The sequence below is a fragment of the Kitasatospora sp. NPDC051705 genome, from assembly GCF_044453265.1.
Classification (GTDB): domain Bacteria; phylum Actinomycetota; class Actinomycetes; order Streptomycetales; family Streptomycetaceae; genus Kitasatospora.
In genome coordinates this window covers 1-25,890 of the sequence record NZ_JBITCO010000021.1, presented here as the reverse complement: position 1 = coordinate 25,890, position 25,890 = coordinate 1, and the positions used below count along the sequence as shown (strand labels likewise).

General features: G+C 74.5%; 20 protein-coding genes. 6 read left to right on the top strand and 14 right to left on the bottom strand.

The features are described 5' to 3' along the window. Positions 1–4: 4 nt before the first annotated feature. Positions 5–763: a response regulator transcription factor gene (locus ACIA8Q_RS24165; protein ID WP_360222196.1), complete on the bottom strand. Its 759-nt coding sequence runs from the start codon at positions 761–763 to the stop codon at positions 5–7. Between the two features lie 371 nt (positions 764–1,134). Here ACIA8Q_RS24165 and ACIA8Q_RS24160 point away from each other — a divergent pair, with 371 nt between their 5' ends. The 5 genes from ACIA8Q_RS24160 (at position 1,135) to ACIA8Q_RS24140 (ending at position 6,373) form a co-directional block, all read left to right on the top strand. Continuing rightward, on the top strand, positions 1,135–1,908 hold the full coding sequence (locus tag ACIA8Q_RS24160) for an amino acid ABC transporter ATP-binding protein (protein WP_360222193.1): 774 nt from the start codon (positions 1,135–1,137) through the stop codon (positions 1,906–1,908). Positions 1,909–2,028: 120 nt separating this feature from the next. Beyond that, a complete protein-coding gene (locus ACIA8Q_RS24155) occupies positions 2,029–2,928 on the top strand; it encodes a glutamate ABC transporter substrate-binding protein (RefSeq protein ID WP_360222190.1) in 900 nt (299 codons plus the stop codon). Positions 2,929–2,994: 66 nt separating this feature from the next. Beyond that, a complete protein-coding gene (locus tag ACIA8Q_RS24150) occupies positions 2,995–3,645 on the top strand; it encodes an amino acid ABC transporter permease (protein ID WP_360222187.1) in 651 nt (216 codons plus the stop codon). Further along, positions 3,642–4,493: an amino acid ABC transporter permease gene (locus ACIA8Q_RS24145; protein WP_360222184.1), complete on the top strand. Its 852-nt coding sequence runs from the start codon at positions 3,642–3,644 to the stop codon at positions 4,491–4,493. Before ACIA8Q_RS24150 ends, ACIA8Q_RS24145 begins: the two co-directional genes overlap by 4 nt. 122 nt (positions 4,494–4,615) lie before the next feature. Beyond that, positions 4,616–6,373, top strand: coding sequence for an FAD-dependent monooxygenase (locus ACIA8Q_RS24140; RefSeq protein ID WP_396317667.1), 1,758 nt, complete (start codon positions 4,616–4,618; stop codon positions 6,371–6,373). A 33-nt stretch (positions 6,374–6,406) separates the two neighbouring features. Here ACIA8Q_RS24140 and ACIA8Q_RS24135 read toward each other — a convergent pair whose 3' ends face one another. The 5 genes from ACIA8Q_RS24135 to ACIA8Q_RS24115 form a co-directional block, all read right to left on the bottom strand. After that, positions 6,407–7,429 (bottom strand): regulatory protein RecX, encoded by a 1,023-nt coding sequence (locus ACIA8Q_RS24135; RefSeq protein WP_396317666.1) that lies wholly within the window; start codon positions 7,427–7,429, stop codon positions 6,407–6,409. 4 nt (positions 7,430–7,433) lie between these two features. Next, entirely contained in the window at positions 7,434–8,552 is a 1,119-nt protein-coding gene (recA, locus tag ACIA8Q_RS24130) for a recombinase RecA (protein WP_360221009.1), read from the bottom strand. A gap of 193 nt (positions 8,553–8,745) precedes the next feature. Next, positions 8,746–9,879, bottom strand: a complete 1,134-nt coding sequence (locus tag ACIA8Q_RS24125; RefSeq protein ID WP_360221012.1) for an AI-2E family transporter — start codon at positions 9,877–9,879, stop codon at positions 8,746–8,748. Between the two features lie 195 nt (positions 9,880–10,074). Then, positions 10,075–10,269 (bottom strand): DUF3046 domain-containing protein, encoded by a 195-nt coding sequence (locus ACIA8Q_RS24120; protein ID WP_360221015.1) that lies wholly within the window; start codon positions 10,267–10,269, stop codon positions 10,075–10,077. Between the two features lie 70 nt (positions 10,270–10,339). After that, positions 10,340–11,866 carry a S8 family serine peptidase gene (locus ACIA8Q_RS24115; protein WP_396317665.1) on the bottom strand — a complete coding sequence of 509 codons (1,527 nt, stop codon included), beginning with the start codon at positions 11,864–11,866 and terminating at the stop codon, positions 10,340–10,342. A 149-nt stretch (positions 11,867–12,015) separates the two neighbouring features. Here ACIA8Q_RS24115 and ACIA8Q_RS24110 point away from each other — a divergent pair, with 149 nt between their 5' ends. After that, positions 12,016–16,746, top strand: coding sequence for an ATP-dependent helicase (locus tag ACIA8Q_RS24110; protein WP_396317664.1), 4,731 nt, complete (start codon positions 12,016–12,018; stop codon positions 16,744–16,746). 122 nt (positions 16,747–16,868) lie between these two features. On the opposite strand, the gene ACIA8Q_RS24105 is transcribed toward ACIA8Q_RS24110, so the two are convergent. The 8 genes from ACIA8Q_RS24105 to ACIA8Q_RS24070 form a co-directional block, all read right to left on the bottom strand. Next, on the bottom strand, positions 16,869–17,165 hold the full coding sequence (locus ACIA8Q_RS24105; protein ID WP_396317663.1) for a hypothetical protein: 297 nt from the start codon (positions 17,163–17,165) through the stop codon (positions 16,869–16,871). Between the two features lie 55 nt (positions 17,166–17,220). Further along, the gene (locus ACIA8Q_RS24100; RefSeq protein WP_030290911.1) at positions 17,221–17,589 is read right to left on the bottom strand and encodes a helix-turn-helix domain-containing protein; all 369 of its coding nucleotides are present in this window, start codon (positions 17,587–17,589) and stop codon (positions 17,221–17,223) included. A gap of 366 nt (positions 17,590–17,955) precedes the next feature. Beyond that, a complete protein-coding gene (locus ACIA8Q_RS24095; protein WP_360221048.1) occupies positions 17,956–18,432 on the bottom strand; it encodes a CinA family protein in 477 nt (158 codons plus the stop codon). 122 nt (positions 18,433–18,554) lie between these two features. Further along, complete coding sequence (gene pgsA, locus ACIA8Q_RS24090) at positions 18,555–19,193, bottom strand: CDP-diacylglycerol--glycerol-3-phosphate 3-phosphatidyltransferase (RefSeq protein ID WP_360221027.1); 639 nt, start codon at positions 19,191–19,193, stop codon at positions 18,555–18,557. Then, positions 19,190–20,683 carry a 30S ribosomal protein S12 methylthiotransferase RimO gene (gene rimO, locus ACIA8Q_RS24085; protein ID WP_396317662.1) on the bottom strand — a complete coding sequence of 498 codons (1,494 nt, stop codon included), beginning with the start codon at positions 20,681–20,683 and terminating at the stop codon, positions 19,190–19,192. Before rimO ends, pgsA begins: the two co-directional genes overlap by 4 nt. A gap of 108 nt (positions 20,684–20,791) precedes the next feature. Continuing rightward, positions 20,792–21,652 (bottom strand): helix-turn-helix domain-containing protein, encoded by an 861-nt coding sequence (locus ACIA8Q_RS24080; RefSeq protein ID WP_396317661.1) that lies wholly within the window; start codon positions 21,650–21,652, stop codon positions 20,792–20,794. Positions 21,653–22,046: 394 nt separating this feature from the next. Continuing rightward, on the bottom strand, positions 22,047–24,740 hold the full coding sequence (locus ACIA8Q_RS24075) for a DNA translocase FtsK (protein WP_387905670.1): 2,694 nt from the start codon (positions 24,738–24,740) through the stop codon (positions 22,047–22,049). Between the two features lie 144 nt (positions 24,741–24,884). Continuing rightward, on the bottom strand, positions 24,885–25,523 hold the full coding sequence (locus ACIA8Q_RS24070) for a response regulator (RefSeq protein WP_360221051.1): 639 nt from the start codon (positions 25,521–25,523) through the stop codon (positions 24,885–24,887). Positions 25,524–25,890 lie beyond the last annotated feature (367 nt).

The window sequence follows — 25,890 nt, the reverse complement described above, 5'->3', positions numbered from 1 at the left end:
GCGGTCAGTGCTCCGCGGGTGCGGACGACGGGGCCTGGTCCGCGGCGGGCGCCGGGGACTCCGGGATCAGCCGGTAGCCGACGCCGCGGACGGCCTCGACCAGGCCGGGCAGGGCGAGCTTGTTGCGCAGCGAGCCGATGTGCACCTCCAGGGTGCGCCCGTTGCCCTCCCAGCCGCTGCGCCAGACCTCGCTGAAGATCTGCTCGCGCCGGTAGACCACACCGGGGCTCTGTGCGAGCAGGGCGAGCAGGTCGAACTCCTTGCGGGTGAGCGGCACGTCCCGGCCGTCCACGCTGACCCGGCGGCGTTCCCGGTCGATCCGGATGCCGCGGGACTCCAGCGGGCCGCGCTGCTGCGGGACGGCGTCGGGCGCGGGCGCGGCGACCGCGGCGGGGGCGGCGCCGCGGCGGGCCACCGCGTGGATGCGGGCGAGCAGCTCGCCCATGTCGTAGGGCTTGGTGACGTAGTCGTCGGCGCCCAGGTTGAGGCCGTGGATCCGGGAGCGGATGTCGGCGCGGGCGGTGACCATGATCACCGGCACGCCGCTGCCGGCCCGGATCCGGCTGCACACCTCGAAGCCGTCGCGGTCGGGCAGTCCGAGGTCGAGCAGCACCACCCGGTACGGGTCGTTGCCGTCCGGCACCAGGGCGTCCAGCGCCTCGTGCCCGCTGCGGGCGTGCCGGACCTGGAAGCCGTGCCGGCCCAGTACCGCGACCAGCGCGGCGGCCACCCGTTCGTCGTCCTCGACGAGCAGCAGTCGCATCCTGTTCTCCTCCTTCCCCCACGTGATCACCGGACCGATCGGTCGGGTCCCGGTCCTGCGCAGTATGAGCCAGCGGACGGCCCGGCGCCAGGCTCGGCCGTCCACCGGGCTCCGGGGGGACGGGGAGCACCGGCGCGAACGCCCGATGTGACATGCCCCGTTGACGCACTCGCGAACAGTCCGCGAGCACCGTGTGGCCGTTTCGTGATCCTCAAGTTCCGCTCAGATCGGCTGACGGCGGCTCGTCATCGCTCCTATGGTCGGCCCACCGGGGGCTGCGGCTCCGCCGGTCGCGGCTCCCGGATTCGTACCACCATTGCCGCCCAAGGGAGTTCGGACTCCCGAGGGCCGACACAGAGGGAGCAGGCGCGATGACCGAGAACCCGGTCGCGGACTCCACCCCCGCAGCCGCCCCCCTGGTCGTGCTGAACGGTGTGAACAAGCACTACGGCGCCCTGCACGTGCTGCAGGACGTCGACCTGGAGATCGTCCAGGGCGAGGTGGTGGTCCTGATCGGGCCGTCCGGCTCGGGCAAGTCCACGCTGTGCCGGACGATCAACCGACTGGAGACCATCGACTCCGGCTCGATCACCATCGACGGCCGCCCGCTGCCCGCCGAGGGCCGGGAGCTGGCCCGGCTGCGCGCCGAGGTCGGCATGGTGTTCCAGTCCTTCAACCTCTTCGCGCACAAGACCGTGCTGGAGAACGTGGTGATGGGCCAGGTCAAGGTGCGCCGGGTCCCCCGGGCCGAGGCCGAGCGCACCGCCCGCGAGCTGCTGGACCGGGTCGGCGTGGGCGCCCAGGCGGACAAGTTCCCCGCCCAGCTCTCCGGCGGCCAGCAGCAGCGCGTGGCGATCGCCAGGGCGCTGGCCATGAAGCCCAAGGTGATGCTGTTCGACGAGCCCACCTCGGCCCTCGACCCCGAGATGGTCAACGAGGTGCTGGAGGTCATGCGCCGGCTGGCCGCCGAGGGCATGACGATGGTCGTGGTCACCCACGAGATGGGCTTCGCGCGCTCCGCCGCCAACCGCGTGCTGTTCATGGCCGACGGCCGGATCGTCGAGCAGAACACCCCGGACGCCTTCTTCACCGCGCCGCGCTCCGAGCGCGCCAAGGACTTCCTCTCGAAGATCCTGCACCACTGACGCTTCGGGACCACGCGGGGCCGCCGCCGGCAAGGGCGCCGGACGGCCCTGCCCGTGTACACAACTTCCAGACGCCAGAGCCCGGTTGAACCGTGGCCAAGCTCCCAGGAGAACACCCTCATGAGGACTCGTCGCACCCTCGCCGTCGCGCTCTGTGCCGTCGCGCTCACCGCCACCGCCGCCTGCGGCAAGGACGGCTCGCCCGGCTCCGCCGCGAGCTCCGGCAACGCGCCGGCGCTGCCGACCTACACGGTCAAGACCGACGTCAAGATCGACTCCGCGATCCTCGCCGAGGCCAGGAAGCGCGGCCAGCTGATCATCGGCGCCAAGGCCGACCAGCCGTTCCTGGGCTTCGAGGACGTCGCCAGCGGCGACCGCAGCGGCTTCGACATCGAGATCGCCAAGATGATCGCCGCCGACCTCGGCTTCACCCCGCAGCAGATCAAGTGGCAGACCCTGGTCTCCTCGCAGCGCGAGCCGGCCATCGCCAAGGGCCAGATCGACTTCTACGTCGGCACCTACAGCATCAACGACGAGCGCAAGAAGACGGTCTCCTTCGCCGGCCCGTACTACATCGCCGGCCAGGACCTGCTGGTGAAGAAGGACAACACCTCGATCACCGGCCCGGAGAGCGTCAGCGGCAAGAACGTCTGCACCGCCACCGGCTCGACCTCGATCAAGAACATCCAGCAGTACAACCCGAAGATCACCCAGTTCGACACCTACTCGGCCTGCGTCGAGAAGCTGCTCGCCGGCGAGGTCGACGCGGTCACCACCGACGACGCGATCCTCAAGGGCTACGCCTCCAAGTTCGCCGGCAAGCTCCAGGTGGTCGGCAAGCCGTTCACCAAGGAGAACTACGGCGTCGGCCTCAACAAGGACGACGCGGCCCTGCGCGGCGCCATCACCGACGCCCTCAAGGCCCACGAGGAGAACGGCGACTGGAAGAAGGCCTACGACGCGACGCTCGGCCTGTCCGGCTCCGCCGCGCCCGCCGTGCCCACCCTCGACCGCTACTGATCAGCACGCGGCGAACCGCCGCGGCCACACGTTCCCGACCCGACATCCTGAGAGGAGGGCCGCCGGATGGGGTTCCTGTTCGAGGACGACAACTTCGCGTTGTTCCGCGACGGCTTCCTGCAGACGATCGAGCTGAGCGCGCTCAGCGCCCTGCTCGCCCTGCTGCTGGGCACCCTGCTGGCGGCCTTCCGGGTCTCCCCGGTACCGGTGCTGCGCGCCTTCGGCACCACCTGGGTGACGCTGTTCCGCAACACCCCGCTGACGCTGCTGTTCTTCGCGGTCACCTTCGGGCTGCCGGCGCTGGGCGTGCACTTCAGCCACCTCGCCTTCGCCGTGCTGGCGCTCGGCGGGTACACCGCCTCGTTCGTCTGCGAGGTGATCCGCTCCGGCATCAACACCGTGCCGCTCGGCCAGGCGGAGGCCGCCCGCAGCCTCGGCATGGGCTTCGGCCAGACGCTCACCCTGGTCGTCCTGCCGCAGGCCGCCCGGACCGTCCTGGCCCCGCTGAGCAGCGTGTTCATCGCGCTGCCGAGGAACTCGGCGATCGCCGGCGCGTTCAGCGTCAGCGAGCTGTACAGCGCCCAGCAGACCTTCTCCGAGAAGGGCTACTCCATCTTCTCGATCTTCTTCTGGATCGCCTGCGCCTACCTGGTGATCAGCGCCACGGTCGCCGCGCTGTTCCGCTTCCTGGAGTCCCGACTGGCGGTGGCCCGATGAGCAAGACCTCCACCCGCGTCCCGACGGCCAGCGTCCTCTACGACGCCCCCGGCCCGCGCGCCCGCAACCGGTACCGCCTCTTCGGGGTGCTGTCGCTGCTCGGCGTCGCCGGACTGCTCTGGTACGCCTTCACCGCGCTCGACGACAACGGGCAGTTCGACCCCCAGCTGTGGGACGCCTTCCAGTACAACACCGTCCAGCAGTGGATCCTGGAGGGCCTGCTCGCCACCCTCAAGGCCTTCGGGCTGGCGGCGCTGTTCTCGCTCACGCTGGGCTCGCTGCTGGCCACCGGCCAGCTCTCCGACCACCGGCCGGTCCGCTGGCTCTGCGTCAGCTTCGTCCAGTTCTTCCGGGCGATGCCGCTGCTGATCCTGATCGTCGCGCTCTACTACGCGTTCTTCGCGAAGGAGCCGATGTGGGCGCTGGTGCTCGGGCTCACCCTCTATAACGGCTCGGTCCAGGCCGAGATCATCCGCAGCGGCGTCAACGCCGTCCCGCGCGGCCAGGCCGAGGCCGCCTACGCGCTGGGCATGCGCAAGACCCAGGTGATGGCCGGCATCCTGGTGCCGCAGGCCGTCCGCTCGATGCTGCCCTCGATGATCGGCCAGCTGGTCGTCACCCTCAAGGACACCTCGCTCGGCTTCATCATCACCTACCAGGAGCTGCTGTTCATCGGCAAGAAGATCGCCAGCCAGCCGCTGAACGCCGCGGGCTTCCCCTACATCCCCGTGGTGCTGGTGATCGGCCCGATCTACATCCTGCTCTGCCTGCTGCTGACCGCGCTCGCCCGGTGGATCGAAGCACGCGGCCGTCGCGGCGCGAACCGGCGCACTTCGGCTGCTGCTTGACGGACACGCAGGTGAACTGTTGCATTGCTCTTCGTGACACCTCCCGGGAGCATCCACGCGGCATATGCGGCAGCGGTAACTGACGCCGGCCCATCGGCCGGTTCGTGCCCGGAGGTCGCCGCATGGACCCGGTGATCGTGGTCGGGGCCGGACCGGTCGGTCTGGCCCTGGCCCTCGCCCTGGCCCGGCACGAGGTGCCGACCGTCGTCCTGGACGAGGGCTCCGGCCTCTGCCCCGAAGGCCCGCGCAGCGTCGTCCTCGGGGCCGACACCGCCGCCTTCCTCACCCGGATCGGCTACTCCCGGGCCGTCTCGGACTCCGCCCTCTGGGACTCCTTCGCCGTCTGGCGGCGCCGCCAGGAGGTGCTGCGGATCGACCTCACCGACTCCCCCACCTTCCACCTGCCCCAGCACCGGCTCCAGCGCGGCCTGCGGGACGCCCTGACCGGCACCCCGCTGGTGAGACTCGTCCCGCTGAGCCGGGTCGTCGAACTCGAACAGGACCGCGACGGCGTCAGCGTCCGCACCCACGGCACCCAGGACGGCTCCAGCACCTGGTGGCGCGGCAGCCACCTGGTCGGCTGCGACGGAGCCCGCTCCGCCGTCCGCAAGCTCCTGAAGATCCGCTTCCCCGGCCGCCCGGCCGTCGACCGCAACGCCATCGCCACCGTCCGCGTCGACCTGCCGTTCCACGAGGCCAGACTCCACCGCGAGCCCCCGTGGCGCGGCGACCGCGAGGCCTCCGCCCGCCCCCTGCCGGACGGCGTCTGGCGGCTCGACTGGCGGCTGCCCCCCGGACGGCCCGCCCCCACCGAGCCCGTCGACCCGCACGCCACCTGGCCCGGCATCGTCACCGGCGACACCCTGCTCACCCGGGTCACCGCCACCCTGACCGGCTGGTGCGGCGAACTGCCGCGCTTCGACCTGCTGGCCGCCGCCGACCACACCGCCCAGCAGCGCCTCGCCGCCCGCTTCCGCAGCGGCCGCTGCTTCCTCGCCGGCGACGCCGCCCACCTGCACGGCGCACTCGGCATGCAGAACCTCGCCGACGGGCTGCGCGACGCCGACAACCTCGCCTGGCGGCTCGCCCTCGCCTGGCACCTCCACTCCGGCGGCCCGCAGCCCGGCGGCTCCCTGCTGGACGGCTACGAGGCGGAGCGGCGCGGCGCGGTCGGCGCCCGGCTGCGCGCCGTCGACCAGGCCATGCCGCTGCTGCGCCCGTTGCGCGGCTGGCAGCAGACCAGGCGTTCGCTGCTGGTCGGGGGGTTCCGCAAGCACGCCCCGCTGCTCGCCGACGGACAGCTCGGCACCGGCCGCTTCGGCGGCGCGCCCGCCTACCCGGCGGCGCCCTCCGGCGTCCCCGGCCGGGTGCCGGTCCAGCGCGGTGCCCGCAGCACCACCTCGCTCAGCGAACTGCTGCCCGCCACCGCGCCCGGCGTGCTCGTCCCGGACCTGCCGGTGCTGGCCGCCGACGGCACCCCCGACCACCTGCACGCCCGGCTCGGCGTCGCCTTCCTGCTGCTGCTGGTCGCCCCCGGCACCGCCGTCTGGTCCTCCGAGCACTGGCTGGGCGCCGGTCTGATGCCCCGGCTGGCCGAGGTCGCCGCCGCGCTGCCGGTGCCGGCCGAGGTGCTGGTCACCGAGGAGTACCCGGAGGCCGGGCCGCACACCGTGCTGCTGATCCGGCCGGACGGGCACCTGGTCGGCGTCACCCAGGGCGCCGCCGCCGAGGACCTGCTGGCACTGGCCGACCGGGCCCGCGGGGGGCCGGCCCCGCTGGCCGGGGCCGCGGACGCCGAGCCGGCCCGGGACCGCCCCGCCGAGGACAGCCCCGCCCAGGACCACCCCGCCCCCGAGCAGGTGGACTCGCCGAGCGCCTGAGCCCTCCCGGGCCCGCCCTCCCGGGGCGCGCGGCTACGTTGCGTCCTGCTCCTCCGACTCCAGCGCGCCGCGCACCACCCGGAACGCCAGCCCCTCGGAGTAGCCGCGGCGGGCCAGCATGCCGACCAGCCGGCGGGTGCGCACCTGGGCGTCCAGCCCCCGGGTGGCCCGCAGCTTGCGGTCGACGAGGGCCCTGGCGGCCTCGGTCTCGTCGTCGTGGTCGACCTGGGCGACGGCCTGCTCGACCAGGTCGGCGGCCACCCCCTTGGTGCGCAGCTCCTGGGTGAGCGCCCGCCGGGACAGGCCTCGGACGGCGTGCCGGGACTCCACCCAGGCCGCGGCGAAGGCCGCGTCGTCGATCAGCCCGACCTCTTCGAGCCGGGTGAGCACCTCGTCGGCGACGTCCTCCGGGATCTCCCGCTTGCGCAGGGCGTCGGCGAGCTGCTTGCGACTCTTGGCGGCGCCGGTGAGCAGCCGCAGGCAGATGTCGCGGGCGCGGGTCTGCGGGTCGGCCGACTCCTCGGCCCCCGCCCGTCGACGGGCGCCGGGCGCACGCCCCTCCTCCGGCTCCCCGCCCTCGGACCGCTCCGCCGCGCGCCGGGCCCGGCGCGTGCCCGTGCCGCCGCGCGGACCGGTGGCCGCTCCCCGGGGGCCTTCGGCCGGGGATCCGCCCGGCTCGTCGTCCGTCACGGCGCCGGTCGCGTCGGCCCGCTCGGCCACCAGGGCCGAGCGGCGCCGACGCCGGCCGGTGGGCAGCTCGGAGGCGGAGACGAGCCCCAGCTCGTCGACCGAGGGCTCCGCCGGTGCCGGCCCGGGCGCCGCGCCGCGCACCGCCCGGGCCGGCGCCCGGTCGAACTCCGGCTCCGAACCGGATGCCCACCGCGCGGCGGAGGACCGCTCCCGCCGCTGCCCCTTCCGGGGCCGTGACCGGGGCAGCGCCGCGGACGGCGGCTCCGGTTGCTCCGCGGGCGGCGGCTCCTCCGCGACCGCGGCGAACCAGTCCGGTGGTCCGTGGTCGTCGTCCGGGCCGCTGCCCGCCGCGTCGTGCTGTGTCAACGGCTCAGGCCTTGGCGGCCGCCGCCGTCTTCTTCGCCGCGGCCGTCTTGGCGGCGGTCGCGGTGATCGGCTTGGCCGCGCCGTCGGAGGCGGGGGCCGCCGCGTCACCCTCGGCCGGCTCCTCGACCTTGGGGCCGATGCCGAGCTTGCCCTTGATCTTCCGCTCGATCTCGTCCGCGAGCTGCGGGTTGTCCCGCAGGAAGTTGCGGGCGTTCTCCTTGCCCTGGCCGAGCTGGTCGCCCTCGTAGGTGTACCAGGCACCCGACTTGCGGATGAAGCCGTGCTCGACGCCCATGTCGATCAGGCCGCCCTCGCGGCTGATGCCGATGCCGTAGAGGATGTCGAACTCGGCCTGCTTGAACGGCGCGGCGACCTTGTTCTTGACGACCTTGACGCGGGTGCGGTTGCCGACCGCCTCGGTGCCGTCCTTCAGGGTCTCGATCCGGCGGATGTCCAGACGGACCGAGGCGTAGAACTTCAGGGCCCGGCCACCGGTCGTGGTCTCCGGCGAGCCGAACATGACGCCGATCTTCTCGCGGAGCTGGTTGATGAAGATCGCGGTGGTGTTCGACTGGTTCAGCGCACCGGCGATCTTGCGCAGCGCCTGGCTCATCAGACGGGCCTGCAGACCGACGTGCGAGTCGCCCATCTCGCCCTCGATCTCGGCGCGCGGGACGAGGGCCGCGACCGAGTCGATGATCACCAGGTCGATCGCGCCGGAGCGGATCAGCATGTCGGTGATCTCCAGGGCCTGCTCACCGGTGTCCGGCTGGCTGACCAGCAGGGCGTCGGTGTCCACGCCGAGCTTCTTGGCGTACTCCGGGTCGAGCGCGTGCTCCGCGTCGACGAAGGCGACCGTGCCGCCGGCCCGCTGGGCGTTGGCCGCCAGGTGCAGGGTCAGCGTGGTCTTGCCGGAGGACTCGGGGCCGTAGATCTCGATCACCCGGCCGCGCGGGATGCCGCCGACGCCGAGGGCGACGTCCAGGGCGGTGGACCCGGTGGAGATCACCTCGACCGGCTCGTTGGCCTTCTCACCGAGGCGCATCACCGAGCCCTTGCCGAACTGCCGCTCGATCTGGGCGAGGGCGGTCTCAAGGGCCTTCTCGCGATCCGTACCTGCCATGGCTTCCACCCTCGGGTTCTGTGCTGTGCGCTTCATCGTCCTCGACGCTAGCGCGTCCCACTGACAAACGAGCCCGACCCGGCTCCGCCTGTGGAGAACTCTTCGCCGGAGAGTACAAAGAACAACTGTTCGATTCAAGCTTCGCACGTCGGCCCGGCGGCCGGGTCACCCCCGCCGCGGCCCGGCCGCCGGATCACTCCCCGTCGCCGCCGACGATCCGCCGCAGCCGCCGCGCCGCCTCCCGGCGCAGCTCCCGCCGGGCCCGCCGCTGCTCGCCCCGGTCGATCCGCGGGTCGGTGGCCACCTCGTAGCGCCGCACGTACGTCCCGACGAAGCCCTGCAGGGTGGCCGCCGCCGGGATGGCGATCAGCGCGCCGACCGCCCCGAGCAGCGCCGCGCCCGCGATCACCGAGCCGAACGCCACCGCCGGGTGCACGTCCACCGTCCGCGCGGTGATCCTCGGGTGCAGCAGGTAGTTCTCGACCTGCTGGTAGACCACCACGAAGACCAGCACCCAGAGCGCGTCCACCGGCTCCACGGTGAGCGCCACCAGCACCGGCAGCGCGCCGGCCAGGTACGTCCCGATGGTGGGCACGAACTGCGACATGACGCCGACCCAGACCGCCAGCGCGGCCGAGTACGGCAGGTCCAGCAGCGCGAACATCACCCAGTGGCCGGCGGCCGAGACCACCGCCAGCAGCGCCCGGGAGTAGAGGTAGCCGCCGGTCTTGGCCAGGGCGATCTCCCAGGCCCGGAGCACCTCGGCCTGCTTGGCCGGCGGCAGCACCGAACAGACCGTCCGGCGCACCCGGGGGCCCTCGGCGGTGAAGTAGAAGGTGAACAGCCCGACCGTGAAGGCCTGGAAGAGCCCGCCGATCACGGTGGAGGAGACGCCCCAGACGTTGTCGGCGGCCTGCTGGGCGTAGCTCTCGATCGCCCCGGAGTCCTTGAGCAGCTTCTTCTGCAGCTCGCCCAGCGACAGGTCCTGGTGGAACGTCCGGTTGATCCAGCCGATCAGGTTGTCGACCAGGTGCGGGAGGTCCCCGGCGATCTTCGCCACCTGGTCGACCAGCAGCGTGCCGAGCGCCGCGAGGAACCCGGCCACCGCGACCCCGACGGCCACGAAGACCAGGAAGGTGCCCACCCCGCGGCGCACCCCGCGCGCCGCCATCCGGTCGACGGCCGGCTCCAGCGCCAGCGAGAGGAAGAAGGCCACCAGCAGCATCACGAAGAGGTCGATCAGCTGGTGGAAGGCCCAGTCGGCGAGCTTGAACACCCCGACCAGCACGAGGGCCAGCACCATCGCCCGGGGAAGCCAACGCGGCATCCCGCCGCTCCATTCGATCCCCCGGCCCGGCGGCCGCGCGGGTGCGGGCGGCTGGCCCGCGGCATCGTCGACGGCCTGCGCCGACCTGTCCGGTTCCGGTGCTCCTGCGCTGCTTGCCACCCCGACAGTCTCACCCATGCCCCGGGCCCGCCCGGGCGCGGGCACCCGTTCGGCCCACCGCCGGACGGGCCCGGCTCAGCGCAGCGCGCCGGAGACGCCCTGGGTCCGACAGACCACCCGCCAGACGTCCTTGGCCTCCCAGCCGGACTCCAGCGCCTGCCGCACCGTCCGCCCGCCGAGTTCGCTCATCACGTGGTCGGAGGCGAAGGACTCCGCGTACGCCTCGCCGAAGTGCGCGTACATCCGTCGCCAGAACTCCGTCAGCCTCATGCCCCCCAGTATCCCGGACCGCGCCCGCCCGCCCCGGCCGGTCCGCCCGCCCGGGCGGCCCGGGGCCGGCTCACTTCGGCAGCGCGAGCAGCCCCGCACCGGCGTACTGCCGCTCCCCGCAGGCGTAGGGCCCCGGCGGGCAGGCGGCGGCCGCCGTGCCGGCCAGCAGCGCGGCGAGCGCCCCCGAGCCGTAGTCCGGGTGCAGTGCGGCGGCCACCGCGACCGCCCCGGTGACGTGCGCCGCCGCCATCGAGGTGCCCGCGAGCGCCGCGTACTGCCCGCCGGGCCAGTCGGAGACGATCGCGCCCTGCGGGCCGCCGTCCGGGTCCCCGCCGGGTGCGGCCAGCGACACCCGGCCGCGCCCGTAGTTGGAGTAGCCCGACGGGTGGCCGTCCCGGTCGACGGCGGTGACGGTGACCACCCCGGGCAGCTCGCCGGGCAGCCGGATGCACTCCGTCCCGAGGTGGCGGGTGCGGGCCGGGCCGGCGGTGCGGTCGTTGGGGCTGCGGTCGTCGGTCCGGGCCGCGCCGAGGTCCTGCCCGTCGTTGCCCGCCGAGGCGACCACCACGGCGCCCCTGCGCTGCGCGTAGCCGGCGGCGCGGCCGACGGCGGCGACCAGCGCGGCCTGGTCCCGGTCCTCCGGGCAGTTGTACTTCCACGGGTCGGCGAAGTAGCTGTTGTTGATCGCCCTGGCGCCGTGGTCGGCGGCCCAGAGCATCCCGCAGACGATGTTCTCTGCGTAGTACTGGCCGAGCGGCCCGAGCAGCCGGACGGCGGCGATCCGCACGCCGGGCGCGACCCCGGTGACGCCGTGACCGTCCCGGGCGGCGCCGACGATGCCGGCGACGTGGGTGCCGTGGCCGCTCTCGCCGACGCCCGGGTCGGGCCGCCAGGCACCGGAGCGGGCGTCCGGGCGCCCGTCGGCGCAGGAGGCGGAGGCCTTCGGGTCGACGGCGGCCCGCAGGTCCGGGTGGGTGTCGTCGACGCCGGAGTCGAGCACCGCGACCAGCACCCGGTTCAGCGCCCCCGCGGTGGGCGCGGCGCCGGCCGCGGGGCCGCGCGGTGCGGCGGAGGCGTCGCCGCCCGGCGCGGGGGCGGCACCCACCAGGGCGAGGTTCCACGGGTCGCCCTCGGCCGGGTCGGGCACGGTGGGGGTGCCGCCGTCCGCCCGGTCGGCGCCGCGGGCGGCCGGGCCGGCGCCGGCCGCGAAGTCCCCGGCGCCGTCGAGCAGCCGGGGCGGGCTCACCACCGGCGTGGTGCGGGTGGCGCCGACCGCGGCGATCCCGGGGCGGGTGCGCAGCCGGTCGGCGAAGCCGCCGGTGGCGTACGCCAGGACGGCCCCGATCTGCGGGTACTCCTGGACCACCTGACCGCCCGCCGCCCGGCTCTCCGCCCCGGCCCGGGCGGCGCCGGCGGCGTCCTCCTGCTCGGCCAGGACCAGGTAGCTGAGGTAGGAGCGGCCGGCCCCCGAGACGGAGGGGACGGCGCCGCCGACCACCAGCGCGGTGAGCAGCATGGCGAGCAGCGCCCGGGCGGGCCCGCCGACCCGGCGCCGGGCGGCACGGACGGGCCCGCCGCACGGGTGCACCTGCGCCATCGCACGCTCTCCGCTCGTCGGTCCGGTGGGTCACGGGTCGATCACGGTCCTGAATCATCACCATATGAGCGGATTGCCCTTTTTGCTCCTCCACGGACACCCGCGCCCGCCGGCCCCCGGTTGTCGGTGCCACCCGGCACCATGGGGGCATGGCGCCCCAGCACCCGACCCCGCCCGACGACGACCCCCTGGCCGGCTTCGCCCCGACCACCCGGGCCTGGTTCACCGGCGCCTTCTCCGCCCCCACCACCGCCCAGTCCGAGGCCTGGCGCGCCATCCGGCGCGGCACCGACGTCCTGGTGGTCGCCCCGACCGGCTCCGGCAAAACGCTCGCCGCCTTCCTCTCCGCCCTGGACCGGCTGAGCAGCACCCCGCCCCCGGCCGAACCGGCCCGCCGCTGCCGGGTCCTCTACGTCTCACCGCTCAAGGCGCTCGCGGTGGACGTCGAACGCAACCTGCGCGCCCCGCTGACCGGCCTGCGCCAGGCCGCCGTCCGGCTCGGCCTGCCCGAACCCGAGGTCCAGGTCGCCATCCGCTCCGGCGACACCCCCGCCGCCGACCGGCGACGCTTCGCGACCCACCCGCCGGACATCCTGATCACCACCCCCGAGTCGCTGTTCCTGCTGCTCACCTCCGCCTCCCGGGACGCGCTGCGCGGCGTCGACACGGTGATCCTCGACGAGGTGCACGCGGTCGCCGGCACCAAGCGCGGCGCCCACCTCGCACTCAGCCTGGAGCGGCTGGACGAACTGCTGGAGCGCCCGGCCCGCCGGATCGGCCTGTCCGCGACCGTCCGCCCGGTCGACGAGGTGGCGCGCTTCCTCAGCCCGCAGCGCGGCGCCGCCGTCGTCCAGCCCGCCACCGCCAAGGAGTTCGACCTGTCGGTGGTCGTCCCCGTCCCCGACCTGGACGACCTGCCCGCCGCCCCGGCCACCGGCGGTGCGTCCGACACCGACCCGCAGCGCCAGACCTCGATCTGGCCGCACGTCGAGGAACGGATCGTCGACCTCGTCGAGGCGCACCGCTCGACCATCGTGTTCGCCAACTCCCGCCGCCTCGCCGAGCGCCTGTGCAACCGGCTGAACGAGATCGCCCACGAGCGCGCCACCGGCACCGCCGCCCCCGAGGCGCACGCCCCGGCCCAGCTGATGGGCGGCTCGGGGGCCGCCAGGGGGATCCCCCCGGTCATCGCCCGGGCGCACCACGGCTCCGTCTCCAAGGAGCAGCGGTCCCTGGTCGAGGAGGAGCTGAAGGCGGGCCGGCTGCCCGCCGTCGTCGCCACCTCCAGCCTGGAACTGGGCATCGACATGGGCGCCGTCGAGCTGGTCGTCCAGGTGGAGTCACCGCCCTCGGTCGCCTCCGGCCTGCAGCGGGTCGGCCGGGCCGGCCACCAGGTCGGGGCCGTCTCCACCGGCGTCTTCTTCCCCAAGTACCGGGGGGACCTCGTGCAGTCCGCCGTGGTCACCGAGCGGATGCGGGCCGGGCGGATCGAGGCGCTGCGCGTCCCGCGCAACCCGCTGGACGTCCTCGCCCAGCAGCTGGTCGCGATGACGGCACTGGACGCCTGGCCGGTGGACGAGCTGCTCACCGTGGTCCGCCGCGCCGCCCCGTTCGCCACCCTCCCGCAGTCCGCCTTCGAGGCCGTGCTCGACATGCTGGCCGGCCGCTACCCCTCGGACGCCTTCGCCGAGCTGCGCCCCCGGGTGGTCTGGGACCGCGTGGCCGGCACCGTGACGGGCCGTCCGGGCGCCCAGCGGCTCGCCGTCACCTCCGGCGGCACCATCCCCGACCGCGGCCTGTTCGGCGTCTTCATCGCCGGCACCGACCCGAAGAAGGGCGGCGGCGGGCGGCGGGTGGGCGAGCTCGACGAGGAGATGGTCTACGAGTCCCGCGTGGGCGACGTCTTCACCCTCGGCACCACCTCCTGGCGGATCGAGGACATCACCCACGACAAGGTGCTGGTCACCCCCGCTCCCGGCGTCCCCGGCCGGCTCCCGTTCTGGAAGGGCGACACCCTCGGCCGCCCGCTCGAACTCGGCCGCGCCCTCGGCGCGTTCACCCGCGAGCTGGGCGCCATGCCACCCGCCGACGCCACCGCCCGGCTCCGGCAGGCCGGCCTGGACGACTGGGCCGCCGCCAACCTGCTCGACTACCTGGCCGAGCAGCGCGCCGCCTGCGGCCACCTGCCGGACGACCGCACCATCGTGGTCGAACGCTTCCGCGACGAGCTGGGCGACTGGCGGATCGTCGTCCACTCCCCCTTCGGCGCCCAGGTGCACGCCCCCTGGGCGCTCGCCCTCGGCGCCCGGCTGCGCGAGAAGCACGGCCTCGACCCGCAGGTCATGCACGCCGACGACGGCATCGTGCTCCGGCTGCCGGACGCCGACCTGCTGTCCCCCGACTTCGACTTCGCGGGCCCCGCGGAGCCCTCCCCGGCGGACGAGGCCCCGGTCGGCGCCGACGCCGCCCTGTTCGACCCCGGCGAGATCGAGCAGCTGGTCACCGACCAGGTCGGCGGCTCGGCCCTGTTCGCCTCCCGCTTCCGCGAGTGCGCCGGCCGCGCCCTGCTGCTCCCGCGCCGCAGCCCCGGCCGCCGCACCCCGCTCTGGCAGCAGCGCCAGCGCGCCGCCCAACTCCTCGAGGTCGCCTCCGAGTACGGCTCGTTCCCGATCGTCCTGGAGGCCGTCCGCGAGTGCCTGCAGGACGTCTTCGACGTACCCGGCCTGGTCGAGCTGATGGGGGACCTCGAGTCCCGCGCCGTCCGCCTGGTCGAGGTCACCACCCCGGAGCCGTCCCCCTTCGCCCGCTCACTGCTGTTCGGCTACGTCGCCCAGTTCCTCTACGAGGGCGACTCCCCGCTCGCCGAGCGCCGCGCCGCCGCCCTCTCGCTCGACTCCCGGCTGCTCTCCGAACTCCTCGGCCAGGCCGAACTGAGCGAGCTGCTCGACCCGCAGGTGCTCGCCGAGCTGGAGGCCGAGCTCCAGCGCCTCACCCCGGAGCGCCGGGTCAGGGACGCCGAGGGCGTCGCCGACGCGCTGCGCCTGCTCGGCCCGCTCAGCGAGGCCGAGCTGACGGTGCGCGGCGCCGAGCCGCTCTGGGCGCTGGAGCTGGAGGCCGCCCGCCGGGTGATCCAGGTCCGGATCGCCGGCGAGCAGCGCTGGGCCGCGGTCGAGGACGCCGGTCGGCTGCGCGACGCGCTCGGCACCCCGCTGCCGGTCGGCGTCCCGGAGGCGTTCACCGAGCCGGTCAAGGACCCGCTGGGCGACCTCCTCGCCCGGCACGCCCGCACCCACGGCCCGTTCACCGCCGCCGAGGCCGCCGCCCGGTTCGGCCTCGGCACCGCCGTCGTCACCGGCACCCTGCACCGCCTCACCTCCGCCGGGCGCCTGGTGCAGGGCCAGTTCCGGCCGGTGGAGAGCCACACCGCCGGCGTCGAGTGGTGCGACGCCGAGGTGCTGCGCCGGCTGCGCCGCCGCTCGCTCGCCGCCCTGCGCCAGGAGGTCGAGCCCGTCCCGCCCCGGGCGCTGGCCGCCTTCCTCCCGCAGTGGCAGCACCTGGCCGGCCACCGGCTGCGCGGCCCCGACGGCCTGCTCCGGGTGGTCGAGCAGCTCCAGGGCACCGCCCTGCCCGCCTCCGCCCTGGAGAAGCTGATCCTGCCGGCCCGGCTCGCCGACTACTCCCCCGGCCTGCTGGACGAACTGACGGCCGCCGGCGAGATCGGCTGGTGCGGGGCCGGCGCCCTGCCCGGCAAGGACGGCTGGCTCAGCCTGCACCTGACCGAGAACGCCCACCTGCTGCGCCCCGACGCCGTCCCGCCCGCGCTGACGCCCGTGCACGACGCCCTGTTGCGGGCGCTGGCCGGCGGCTACGGCCTGTTCTTCCGCCAGCTCGTCCAGCAGCTCCCGGAGGACGTCCCCGAGCCGGAGGCGGTGGCGGCCCTCTGGGACCTCGTCTGGGCCGGTTACGTCACCAACGACACCCTGGCCCCGCTGCGCGCCCTGCTCGGCTCCGGCCGGACGGCCGGGGCCACCGCCCACCGCGCCCCCCGGGCGACGCCACGCGGCCGCTACGGCGGCGCCGGCCGCTCCTTCGGCCGGGCCGGCGGCGCCCTGCGCAGCGGCCCGCCGACGGTGGCCGGCCGCTGGTCGCTGCTGCCCGCCCCGGCGGCCGACCCGACGCTGCGGGCCACCAGCCGGGCCCAGAGCCTGCTGGACCGGCACGGTCTGCTCACCCGGGGCGCGGTGGCGGCGGAGCGGGTGCCCGGCGGCTTCGCCGGGGTGTACCGGGTGCTCGCCGCGATGGAGGAGCGCGGCCGGGCCCGCCGGGGCTACTTCGTCGAGGGGCTGGGCGGGGCCCAGTTCGCCATGGACGGCGCGGCCGACCGGCTGCGCTCGGTGCACTCCCGACTGGAGCGGGCCCGGGGGGTCGAGTGGCCGGCCGCGCCGGCCGCGGAGCCCCCGCAGGTGCTGGTGCTCGCCGCCGCCGACCCGGCGAACGCCTACGGCGCGGCGCTGCCCTGGCCGGAGCCGCCGACCGGCTCCGGGGCGAAGGAGGCCACGGGTGCCGGGGGCACCGGGGAGGCGAAGGAGGTCCGGGCGCACCGCCCCGGCCGCAAGGCGGGCGCCCTGGTGGTGCTGGTGGACGGCGAGCTGGCGCTGTACGTCGAGCGGGGCGGCAAATCGCTGCTGGCCTGGCCGGAGGACGCGGCCACCCGGGCGCTGGCGGCGGGCGCGCTGGCGGGCGCGGTCCGCGAGGGCGCCCTGGGCAGCGTCACGGTGGAGCGGGCGAACGGCGAGCCGGCCCTCGGCTCGGAGCTCGGTGCGGCACTGGAGGAGGCCGGCTTCCACGCGACCCCGCGCGGTCTGCGCCTGCGACCCTGACGGTGCCGTCGGCCCGGCGCCCGGCCCCCGTCGGAGCAGCAGAAGGCCGCGGGTCCACCGGACCCGCGGCGTTCCCGTCCACTCGTCGCGCCGGTACGACCGGGCTCACCCGTACGGGTGAATCAGCCGGTCGGCGGCGGTTGCGTCTCCACCCGGCCCGCGGCCCGTGCGGCCCGCGCCCGCAGGCGCCGCTGCGGTCCGGTCGCGCTCCGGTCTGCGTGCACCGGGATCAGACCGAGCCCCCAGCCTCCGGCCGCGAGCAACCCGAGGGCCGCGCCGTCCGCCAGCTGGCCCCGGATCACCAGGAGCCAACAGAGGAGGCCGGCGGTGAGGACCGCCAGGACCCGGCGGGCCGACCAGGACACCACGTGCCGCAGCCGTATTCGGGCCTCCGTGCACACCGTCGACGCTCTTCGCACGACCGCCCTCCTTCGCTCGCCCCGGGCACCAGGAGCCCAGGAGTCGAGGCCGGGTTCAGGCGGCGACCACGTCCATCGCGGCGGCCTTGGGCGACATGTTCGCCCGGTCGGCGCCGGGGGCGGGCAGCGGTACCGGTTCGAGCACCGGCCTCAGCAGATCACCTTCGGAGAGGGTGGCCATCGCCGCAAGTTCGGCGAGCGAGAGTTCGTCGCTGACCTCGCGCATGACCTCGGACATCCGGACGTCGAGTGCGTCGCAGATGGCGGAGAGCAGCTCCGAGGAGGCCTCCTTCTGTCCCCGCTCGACCTCGGAGAGGTAACCGAGCGAAACCCGTGCGGCCGCCGACACCTCGCGGAGTGTGCGGCCCTGGCGCTGGCGCTGCCGACGCAGTACATCGCCCAGTAGGCGACGGAGCAGGATCATCGGTGCCTCCCTCCTCGGACTGCGGATCGAGATGTCACGCCCCCACCGTACCGCCTTGCCCGCTTCGCGTGCGGGGACCCTGGTCGTGTTCACTCTGGGCTGCAAGGCCGTCCCCCTCCTCGCGGCGGTGTCGTACCCGGGTCCGCGGGCCCCTCGTGGTACCCGTCGCGGCCCGCCCGGCCACCGTCACGCAACTCGTTCGCCACCTGGTTTCTGCCCAACCAGGGCCTTGGATGTAACACGATCCTCCAGCTGTCCCATACCCGTGCGCCGGATCGACGGGTCCCGGTCGGGTGGAGTTCTCCGCGACCGCGGCTCCACCAGGACTCCACCGGCGCCCGAGGCGCGGGGGCCGGGCCCACGAGGTCAGGTCGTGGGCGCACCGGCCGGGAGGCTCCCGACGAGCAGTTCCAGGGCGGTGGTCACCGCCCCGTGACGGATTGTGGCACGGTCCCCCGACAGCCGGGGCGAACTGACCAGAGTTCCCCCCGGGCCGGCCACCGCGAGGTGTACGGTGCCCACCGGCCGGCCGTCCTGCGGGTCCGGTCCGGCGACCCCGGTCGTCGCGAGGCCGTAGGTCGCCCCCAGCAGCCGGCGCACGCCCTCGGCCATCTGCCGGGCCACCACCGGGTGCACCGGCCCGTGGACGGCCAGCAGCCCCTCGTCCACGCCGAGCACCGAGGCCTTGAGGTCGGTGGCGTACGCGGTGACGGAGCCGCGGAAGGTCGCGGACGCCCCGGGGACGTCCACCAGCGCGGCCGCCAGCAGCCCGCCGGTCAGCGACTCGGCGACGGCCAGCGAGGCGCCCCCGGCGCGCAGCGCGGCGTGCGCCCGCGCCGCCAGGTCGTGCTGAGCCGGGTCGTGCTGAGCCAAGTCGTGCTGAGCCGGATCGCACCGGACCGGGTCGCGCCGAGCCGGCTCGTGCCCCGCCGTGTCCTGCCGCGCCACCCGCGCTCCCCCTTCGTTCACCGGCCCGCGCGCTCCGCGGCCAGTCCCTCGCGGCGCAGGCGCAGCGCCTGTCCGACGTAGTCCAGTGCGGTGCCGACGGTCAGCAGCACCGCCAGGGCCATCAGCACGGCCCGCGCGGTGGCGAGCCAGCCGGTCAGCTCCAGGACGTACATGCCGACGGCGATGCCCTGGGTGAGCGTCTTGAGCTTGCCGCCGCGGCTGGCCGGGATGACCCCGTAGCGGATGACCCAGAAGCGCATCAGGGTGATGCCGAGTTCGCGGGCCAGGATCACCACGGTGACCCACCAGGGCAGGTCGCCGAGCAGCGAGAGGCCGATCAGGGCCGCGCCCATGATCGCCTTGTCGGCGATCGGGTCGGCGATCTTCCCGAAGTCGGTGACCAGGCCCTTGCGCCGGGCCAGCTCGCCGTCGAACAGGTCGGTGATCATCGCGACGGCGAACGAGGCCCAGGCGACGGAGCGCCACTTGGGGTCGTGCCCGCCGTCGGCGAACAGCAGCGTCACGAAGACCGGCACCAGCAGCAGCCGGAGCATCGTGAGCATGTTGGCGATGTTCCAGACACCCGGCGGCGGCGGTACCGCGGCCACCGGTCTGTCCGGGTGGGCCGCGGCCGGGGCGCCGGGCCCCTTGGTCATTCTCCGGCTCCCGGGGCCTTGGGGGCCCGCACCTGCTCCAGCGCCTCGGCGATCAGGTCGACGCCCTCGCTGGCCACCACGGTGGCCCGGTGGAACTGGCCCACCGCGGGGTCCTCGACGCCGAGCAGGGTGGTCAGGCCGTCGGTCTCGGGCGCCTGGTGGGCGGCCCGGCCCTCGACCACCCCGTCCTCGACCGACTCGATCAGCACCTCGACCTCGGTGCCGATCCGCTGTTCGGCCCGCTGGGCGGTCATCTCCTCGGCCAGTCGGCTCAGCCGGCTCAGCCGGTCGGCGATGACGTCCTCGGGCAGCTTGCCGTCGTAGGTGGCGGCCTCGGTGCCGTCCTCGTCCGAGTAGCCGAAGACGCCGATCGCGTCGAGCCCGGCGTGGGTGACGAAGCGTTCCAGCTCGGCGAAGTCCTCCTCGGTCTCACCGGGGAAGCCGACGATGAAGTTGGACCGGGCGCCGGCCTGCGGGGCCCGGTCGCGGATGGTCTTCAGCAGCTCCAGGAACTGGTCGGTGGAGCCGAAGCGCCGCATCCGGCGCAGCACGGCCGGCGCCGAGTGCTGGAAGGAGAGGTCGAAGTAGGGCACCACGTCGGTGGTCCCGGTCATCGCGTCGATCAGGCCGGGGCGCATCTCGGCCGGCTGCAGGTAGGAGACCCGGACCCGCTCGACGCCCTCGATCGAGGAGATCTCGCCGAGCAGCGTCTCCAGCAGGCGGATGTCGCCGAGGTCCTTGCCGTACGAGGTGTTGTTCTCGCTCACCAGGACGATCTCGCGCACGCCCTGCCCGGCCAGCCACTGGGCCTCGTGCAGCACGTCGGAGGGGCGGCGGGAGATGAACGAGCCGCGGAAGGCGGGGATGGCGCAGAACGAACAGCGCCGGTCGCAGCCGGAGGCGAGCTTGACGGAGGCGACCGGGTTGTCGTCGAGCCGCTTGCGCAGGGTGCGCGGGCCGGAGGCCGGGGCGAGGCCGTCGGGCAGGTCGGCGATCGGTTCGGCGGGGGCCTCGGCGGCGCCGTGGCCGGGCAGCGCGACGGCCTCGGCGGCGGACTGCCGTTCGGCCGGGCTGATCGGCAGGAGCTTGCGGCGGTCGCGCGGGAGGTGCGGGGCGTGGTGGCCGCCGGAGAGGATCGTCTGGAGCCGGTCGGAGATGTCGGCGTAGTCGTCGAAGCCGAGCACCCCGTCGGCCTCGGGCAGCGCGTCGGCGAGCTCCTTGCCGTACCGCTCGGCCATGCAGCCGACCGCGACGACGGCCTGGGTGCGGCCGTGTCCCTTCAGGTCGTTGGCCTCCAGCAGGGCGTCCACGGAGTCCTTCTTGGCGGCTTCGACGAAGCCGCAGGTGTTGACGACGGCGACGTCCGCGGCGGCGGCGTCGTCGACGAGCAACCAGCCGTCGGCCTCCAGTCGCCCGGCGAGTTCCTCGGAGTCCACCTCGTTGCGGGCGCATCCGAGCGTGACAAGGGCGACAGTGCGGCGTTCAGGCATAGGCCCAAGATTAACGCGCGGCCTCCGGTGCCGTTCGCCCCGGAGGCCGCGCGCCTCGGATTACCAGATCTTCACCAGGTCTCCGACCCCTCCACAGGCCTGCTCTGGTCAGCCCGCCTGCGGGTCGCCGGGGGTGTACGTGACGTGCACCACCTGGCCGTCCTTGCCGAGGAGACCGAGGTCCTTCCCGTTGACGTACGCGTGCACGGCCCCGCCGTTGCCGAGCACCAACTTGATCTGCTTCCCGTCGGTGAACGTCTGGTCCTGGCCGTCGCTGATGTTGTTCTGGAACAGCGACTTCCCGGTGCCGTCCACCGCGGACACCCAGCTGGTGCCCTCGGCGACCAGCTTCACGGTCACCTTGTCGGCCGGCACGGCGGCGATCGCGGCGGCGCTGGGAGCGGGTGCCGGGGGCTGCACGGTGGGCGAGGGGGCCGGGGCGAGGGAGCCGGTGCCGGAGCCGCTGGGCAGCCGCGCGCTGGCGGAGCCGGTCCCGGTGTGGCCGGTCTTGCCGTTCACCAGGTTGAAGCCGATCAGGGCGACCACGGCGACGATCGCGGCGACCATCGCCGCCGCCCAGTTCGGCCGACCGCGGCCGGGCACCTTGATCGGCCCGCTGTCGATCAGCTGGGTGGGGCGCTTGGAGGCGGGCGAGCCGCCGTGCGCGTCGTCGTAGCGGGCGACCAGCTCCTCGCCGTCCACGCCGACGGCGCGGGCGATCGAGCGGATGTGTCCGCGGGCGTAGAAGTCGCCGCCGCAGCGGCCGAAGTCGTCCTCCTCGATGGCATGGACGATCGGCACCCGTACCCGGGTCGCCGTACTCACCTGGTCCACCGTGAGCCCGGCCTCGATCCGGGCGGCGGACAGCACCCGGCCGATGCTCGGGGCATCGGCCGCCTGAACCGCGGCGTCGGACGGCTGCGCGGACGACGGGGCGTTCTCGCGGTCGGGGGACTTGCCGATGGTCACGGGGCACGCCTTTCGAGCGGATGGCCACCTGCTGGGGAACAGTCTAGGGGCGCGGGCGGATCGTTTCTCAAGCGGAACAGGACCGAATGCGCACACCCGCCCCGACCGGGGCCCCGCACCCCGCTGACCCGCTGTCAGCGGGCCCGCGCGGGGAACCCCGGGCTTCGCTTTCCGGCCTGTGACGCGGTGTACGCACGTTCGGTTCCCACCACGGCGCCTACCCCCCTCCGAACGAGTGACACCTCCCCGGGGGCACGGGTCCCGAGGGGCACCGGCCCCCAGGGGCGCCGGTCCGGGGGAGCGCCGGTCCCGGGGAACGCGGGTCCGCCGAAGAGACGCGTCCAGCGGGGGGAACGGGCCCGACGGGGGGACGGGCCGACGGAGGGACGGGCCGTCACCCGCGCAGGGTCACCAGCACCCCGTCCAGCTCGTCCGGCTTCACCAGCACGTCACGGGCCTTGGAGCCCTCGCTCGGCCCGACGATCCCCCGCGACTCCATCAGGTCCATCAGCCGGCCGGCCTTGGCGAAGCCGACCCGGAGCTTGCGCTGGAGCATCGAGGTCGAGCCGAACTGGGTGGAGACCACCAGTTCGGCCGCCTGGATCAGCAGGTCCAGGTCGTCGCCGATCTCCTCGTCGATCTCCTTCTTCGGCCCGCCGCCGACCGTCACGTCGTCCCGGTAGACGGCGGTGAGCTGGTCCTTGCAGTGCTGGACGACCGCGGCGATCTCCGCCTCGGTGACGAACGCGCCCTGCATGCGGATCGGCTTGCTGGCACCCATCGGGAGGAAGAGCGCGTCGCCCTTGCCGATCAGCTTCTCGGCGCCGGGCTGGTCCAGGATGACCCGGGAGTCGGCCATCGCGGAGGTCGCGAAGGCCAGCCGGGACGGCACGTTGGCCTTGATCAGACCGGTCACCACGTCCACCGAGGGCCGCTGGGTCGCCAGCACCAGGTGGATGCCGGCCGCACGGGCCAGCTGGGTGATCCGGACCACCGAGTCCTCGACGTCGCGCGGCGCGACCATCATCAGGTCGGCCAGCTCGTCGACGATCACCAGCAGGTACGGGTACGGCGTCAGTTCCCGCTCGCTGCCGAGCGGCGGTGTGACCTTGCCGGCCCGCACCGCGGCGTTGAAGTCGTCCACGTGCCGGAAGCCGAAGGCCGCCAGGTCGTCGTAGCGCAGGTCCATCTCGCGCACCACCCACTGGAGGGCCTCCGCGGCCTTCTTGGGGTTGGTGATGATCGGCGTGATCAGGTGCGGGATGCCCTCGTAGGCGGTCAGCTCGACCCGCTTGGGGTCGACCAGCACCATCCGCACCTCGTCCGGGGTGGCCCGGGCGAGCACCGAGGTGATCAGGCAGTTGATGCAGGACGACTTGCCCGCGCCGGTGGCGCCGGCCACCAGGATGTGCGGCATCTTGGCGAGGTTGGCCATCACGGTGTGGCCCTCGACGTCCTTGCCCATGCCGACGACCATCGGGTGGGTGTCCTCGGCCGCCGTGCGCGAGCGCAGCAGGTCGCCGAGGTTGACCATCTCGCGGTCCCGGTTGGGGATCTCGATGCCGACCGCGGACTTGCCCGGGATCGGGCTGATGATCCGCACGTCCGGGCTGGCCACCGCGTACGCGATGTTCTTGGCGAGCGCGGTGATCCGCTCCACCTTGACGGCCGGGCCGAGCTCGACCTCGTAGCGGGTGACCGTCGGGCCGCGGGTGAAGCCGGTGACCCTGGCGTCCACCTTGAACTCGGAGAAGGTGCCGGTGAGCTGGGCCACCACCTCGTCGTTGAGGGCGCTGCGGGCCTTGGCCGGGCCGCCGCGCTCCAGCAGGTCGAGCGGGGGGAGCGCGTAGGTGATGTCGCCGGAGAGCTGGAGCTGCTCCATGCGCACCGGCGCCGCGCCGTGCTCCTCGGGTGCGCCGGGGCCGCCGCTGCGGGCGGCCGGGACGGCCGCCTCCTCGGGCGGGGCGGTGCGGTCCTGCACCTGGTGCATCATGTCCGCCACCGCCGAGGAGGCGGGCACCCCGTAGACCAGCGCGCCGTCCAGGTCGGCGGCGGCGCCGGCGGCGAGGTTGCGGGTGGCGTACGGGTCCAGCGGCTCCTTGTCCAGGGAGACCCGGACGGCCTCCGGCCCGTCCTGCTCGGCCGGGTCCGGCTTGCGCCGGCGGCGGCGCCGGCGGGCGGCCACCTCGTCGCGCGGGTCCTCGCCGCCGGCGTCCACGGTGAACGGCAGCGCCGAGGGGTCGGCGTCCTCCGGCGGCTCGGTGGACAGCTCGCGCTCCGGCGCGCGCCCGTCGCGCGTCCCGTCCCCGGGCCGGGGCTCGACCACGCCGAGCCGGACGCCGGCCGAGCGCAGCCGCTCGAAGATGCGGTTGACCGGGGTGGCGGTGATCACCAGCACCCCGAAGAAGGCCAGCAGCAGGAGCAGCGGCACGGCCAGCGTCGGACCGGCGGCGGCCATCATCGGGGTGGAGGCGGCCCAGCCGATGATCCCGCCGGCCGCCCTTATCCGCGAGGCGCCGCTGCCCATCGTGGGGGCGCCGCAGCCGATGTGCACCAGGCCGAGGACGCCGACCAGCAGCGCGCTCAGCCCGATCATGATCCGCCCGTTGGCCTCCGGCAGCTCCGGGTGGCGCCAGAGCCGGATGGCGATCGCGGCGAGCAGGAAGGGCACCAGCACGTCGAGCCGGCCGAACAGCCCGGACACCACCGCGGTGGCCCCCTCCCCCAGCCAGCCCTCCGGGCTGAACCAGGTGCCGGCCGCGGTCACCAGGGCGAGCGCGAACAGCAACAGGCCCACGCCGTCCTTGCGGTGGGCCGGGTGGAGGTTCTTGGCGCCGTCGCCGAAGCCGCGGAAGACCGCGGCCACCGCGTTCGCCAGGCCGAGCCAGACGGCCCGCACGGCGCGGAAGAGGATCGGCCTGGGCGGGGGCGGCGGGGCGGGCTTGGCCGCCGCCGCCTTCTTCGCGGGGGCCGCCTTCTTGGTCGCCGCCTTCTTCGCGGGCGGCTTGCCCGGGGCCTTCGCCGCGGCCTTCTTGGACGGTCCCGGACCGGGGTTGCGTGCCGCGCTGCCGGGCGTACGTGTGGCCATGGGTCAGCAGCCTACCGGGGCGGGCGACCCCGGGACATGCGGCCGAGCCGGGCACGGGGACGTGTCGCAGACACACCGTCACGCTGATCCGGTTTCACCCGGCCGCCGCAGGAATTCACCCGGGGAGGTGAACCGGACCGGCGGTCACGGGCTCCCCGGCCGCAGGGCGTCCAGGGCCCGGCGCAGCCCGGCCAGCTTGCGCTCCAGGTGCCCCGCGGTGGCGGCCACCCCCGGGTCCTCGACGGCGTCCAGCTGCTTGCCCAGCGCCTCCGCCTGCTCCTCGACCGCAGCGAGCCGCGCGGACAGCTCGCCGAGCAGCGCGCCGCCGAGGGCCGGCTCGCCGCCGCCCGCCTCCAGCTGCAGCCGCAGCAGCGAGGCCTGCTCCTTCAGCTGGCAGTTCTTGACGTACAGGTCGACGAAGACCGAGACCTTGGCGCGCAGCACCCACGGGTCGAACGGCTTGGAGATGTAGTCCACGGCCCCCGCCGCGTAGCCGCGGAAGGTGTGGTGCGGGCCGTGGTTGAGCGCGGTCAGGAAGATGATCGGGATGTCCCGGGTGCGCTCGCGCCGCTTGATGTGGGCGGCGGTCTCGAAGCCGTCCATCCCGGGCATCTGGACGTCCAGCAGGATCACCGCGAAGTCGTCGGTGAGCAGCGCCTTGAGCGCCTCCTCGCCGGACGCGGCGCGCACCAGCGTCTGGTCCAGCGCCGAGAGGATGGCCTCCAGCGCCAGCAGGTTCTCCGGCCGGTCGTCGACCAGGAGGATCTTCGCCTTCTGCATCAGGGCCCGCCCTCCTGTCGCCTGCCTGCCGCCCGGTGACGGCAACCGCGTACTGCCCACCGCTACCCCGGTCATGCTAGCCGCACCCCCTCGCCCGGCACATCGCCCCGTCGGGACCCGATCCGGAGCGGCGTGCGGACAGTGCTCCGGCGCACGCTCACCAGCGTGTCGTCGTCCGGTCACTGTTCGCAACGATCGGTGACCCTACCGGGTTCCCGGGCCCGACCGCCAGCAAACCGGTCCACCGGACGGGGGGGGCCCCCCGGGGGGGCCCCCGGGGGGGGGCGGGCCCGGGGGGGGCCCGCGGCCCCCCCCCCCCCCCAACCCCCCCACCCCCCCCCCCGGGGGGGGGGCCCCCCCCCTGGGGGCC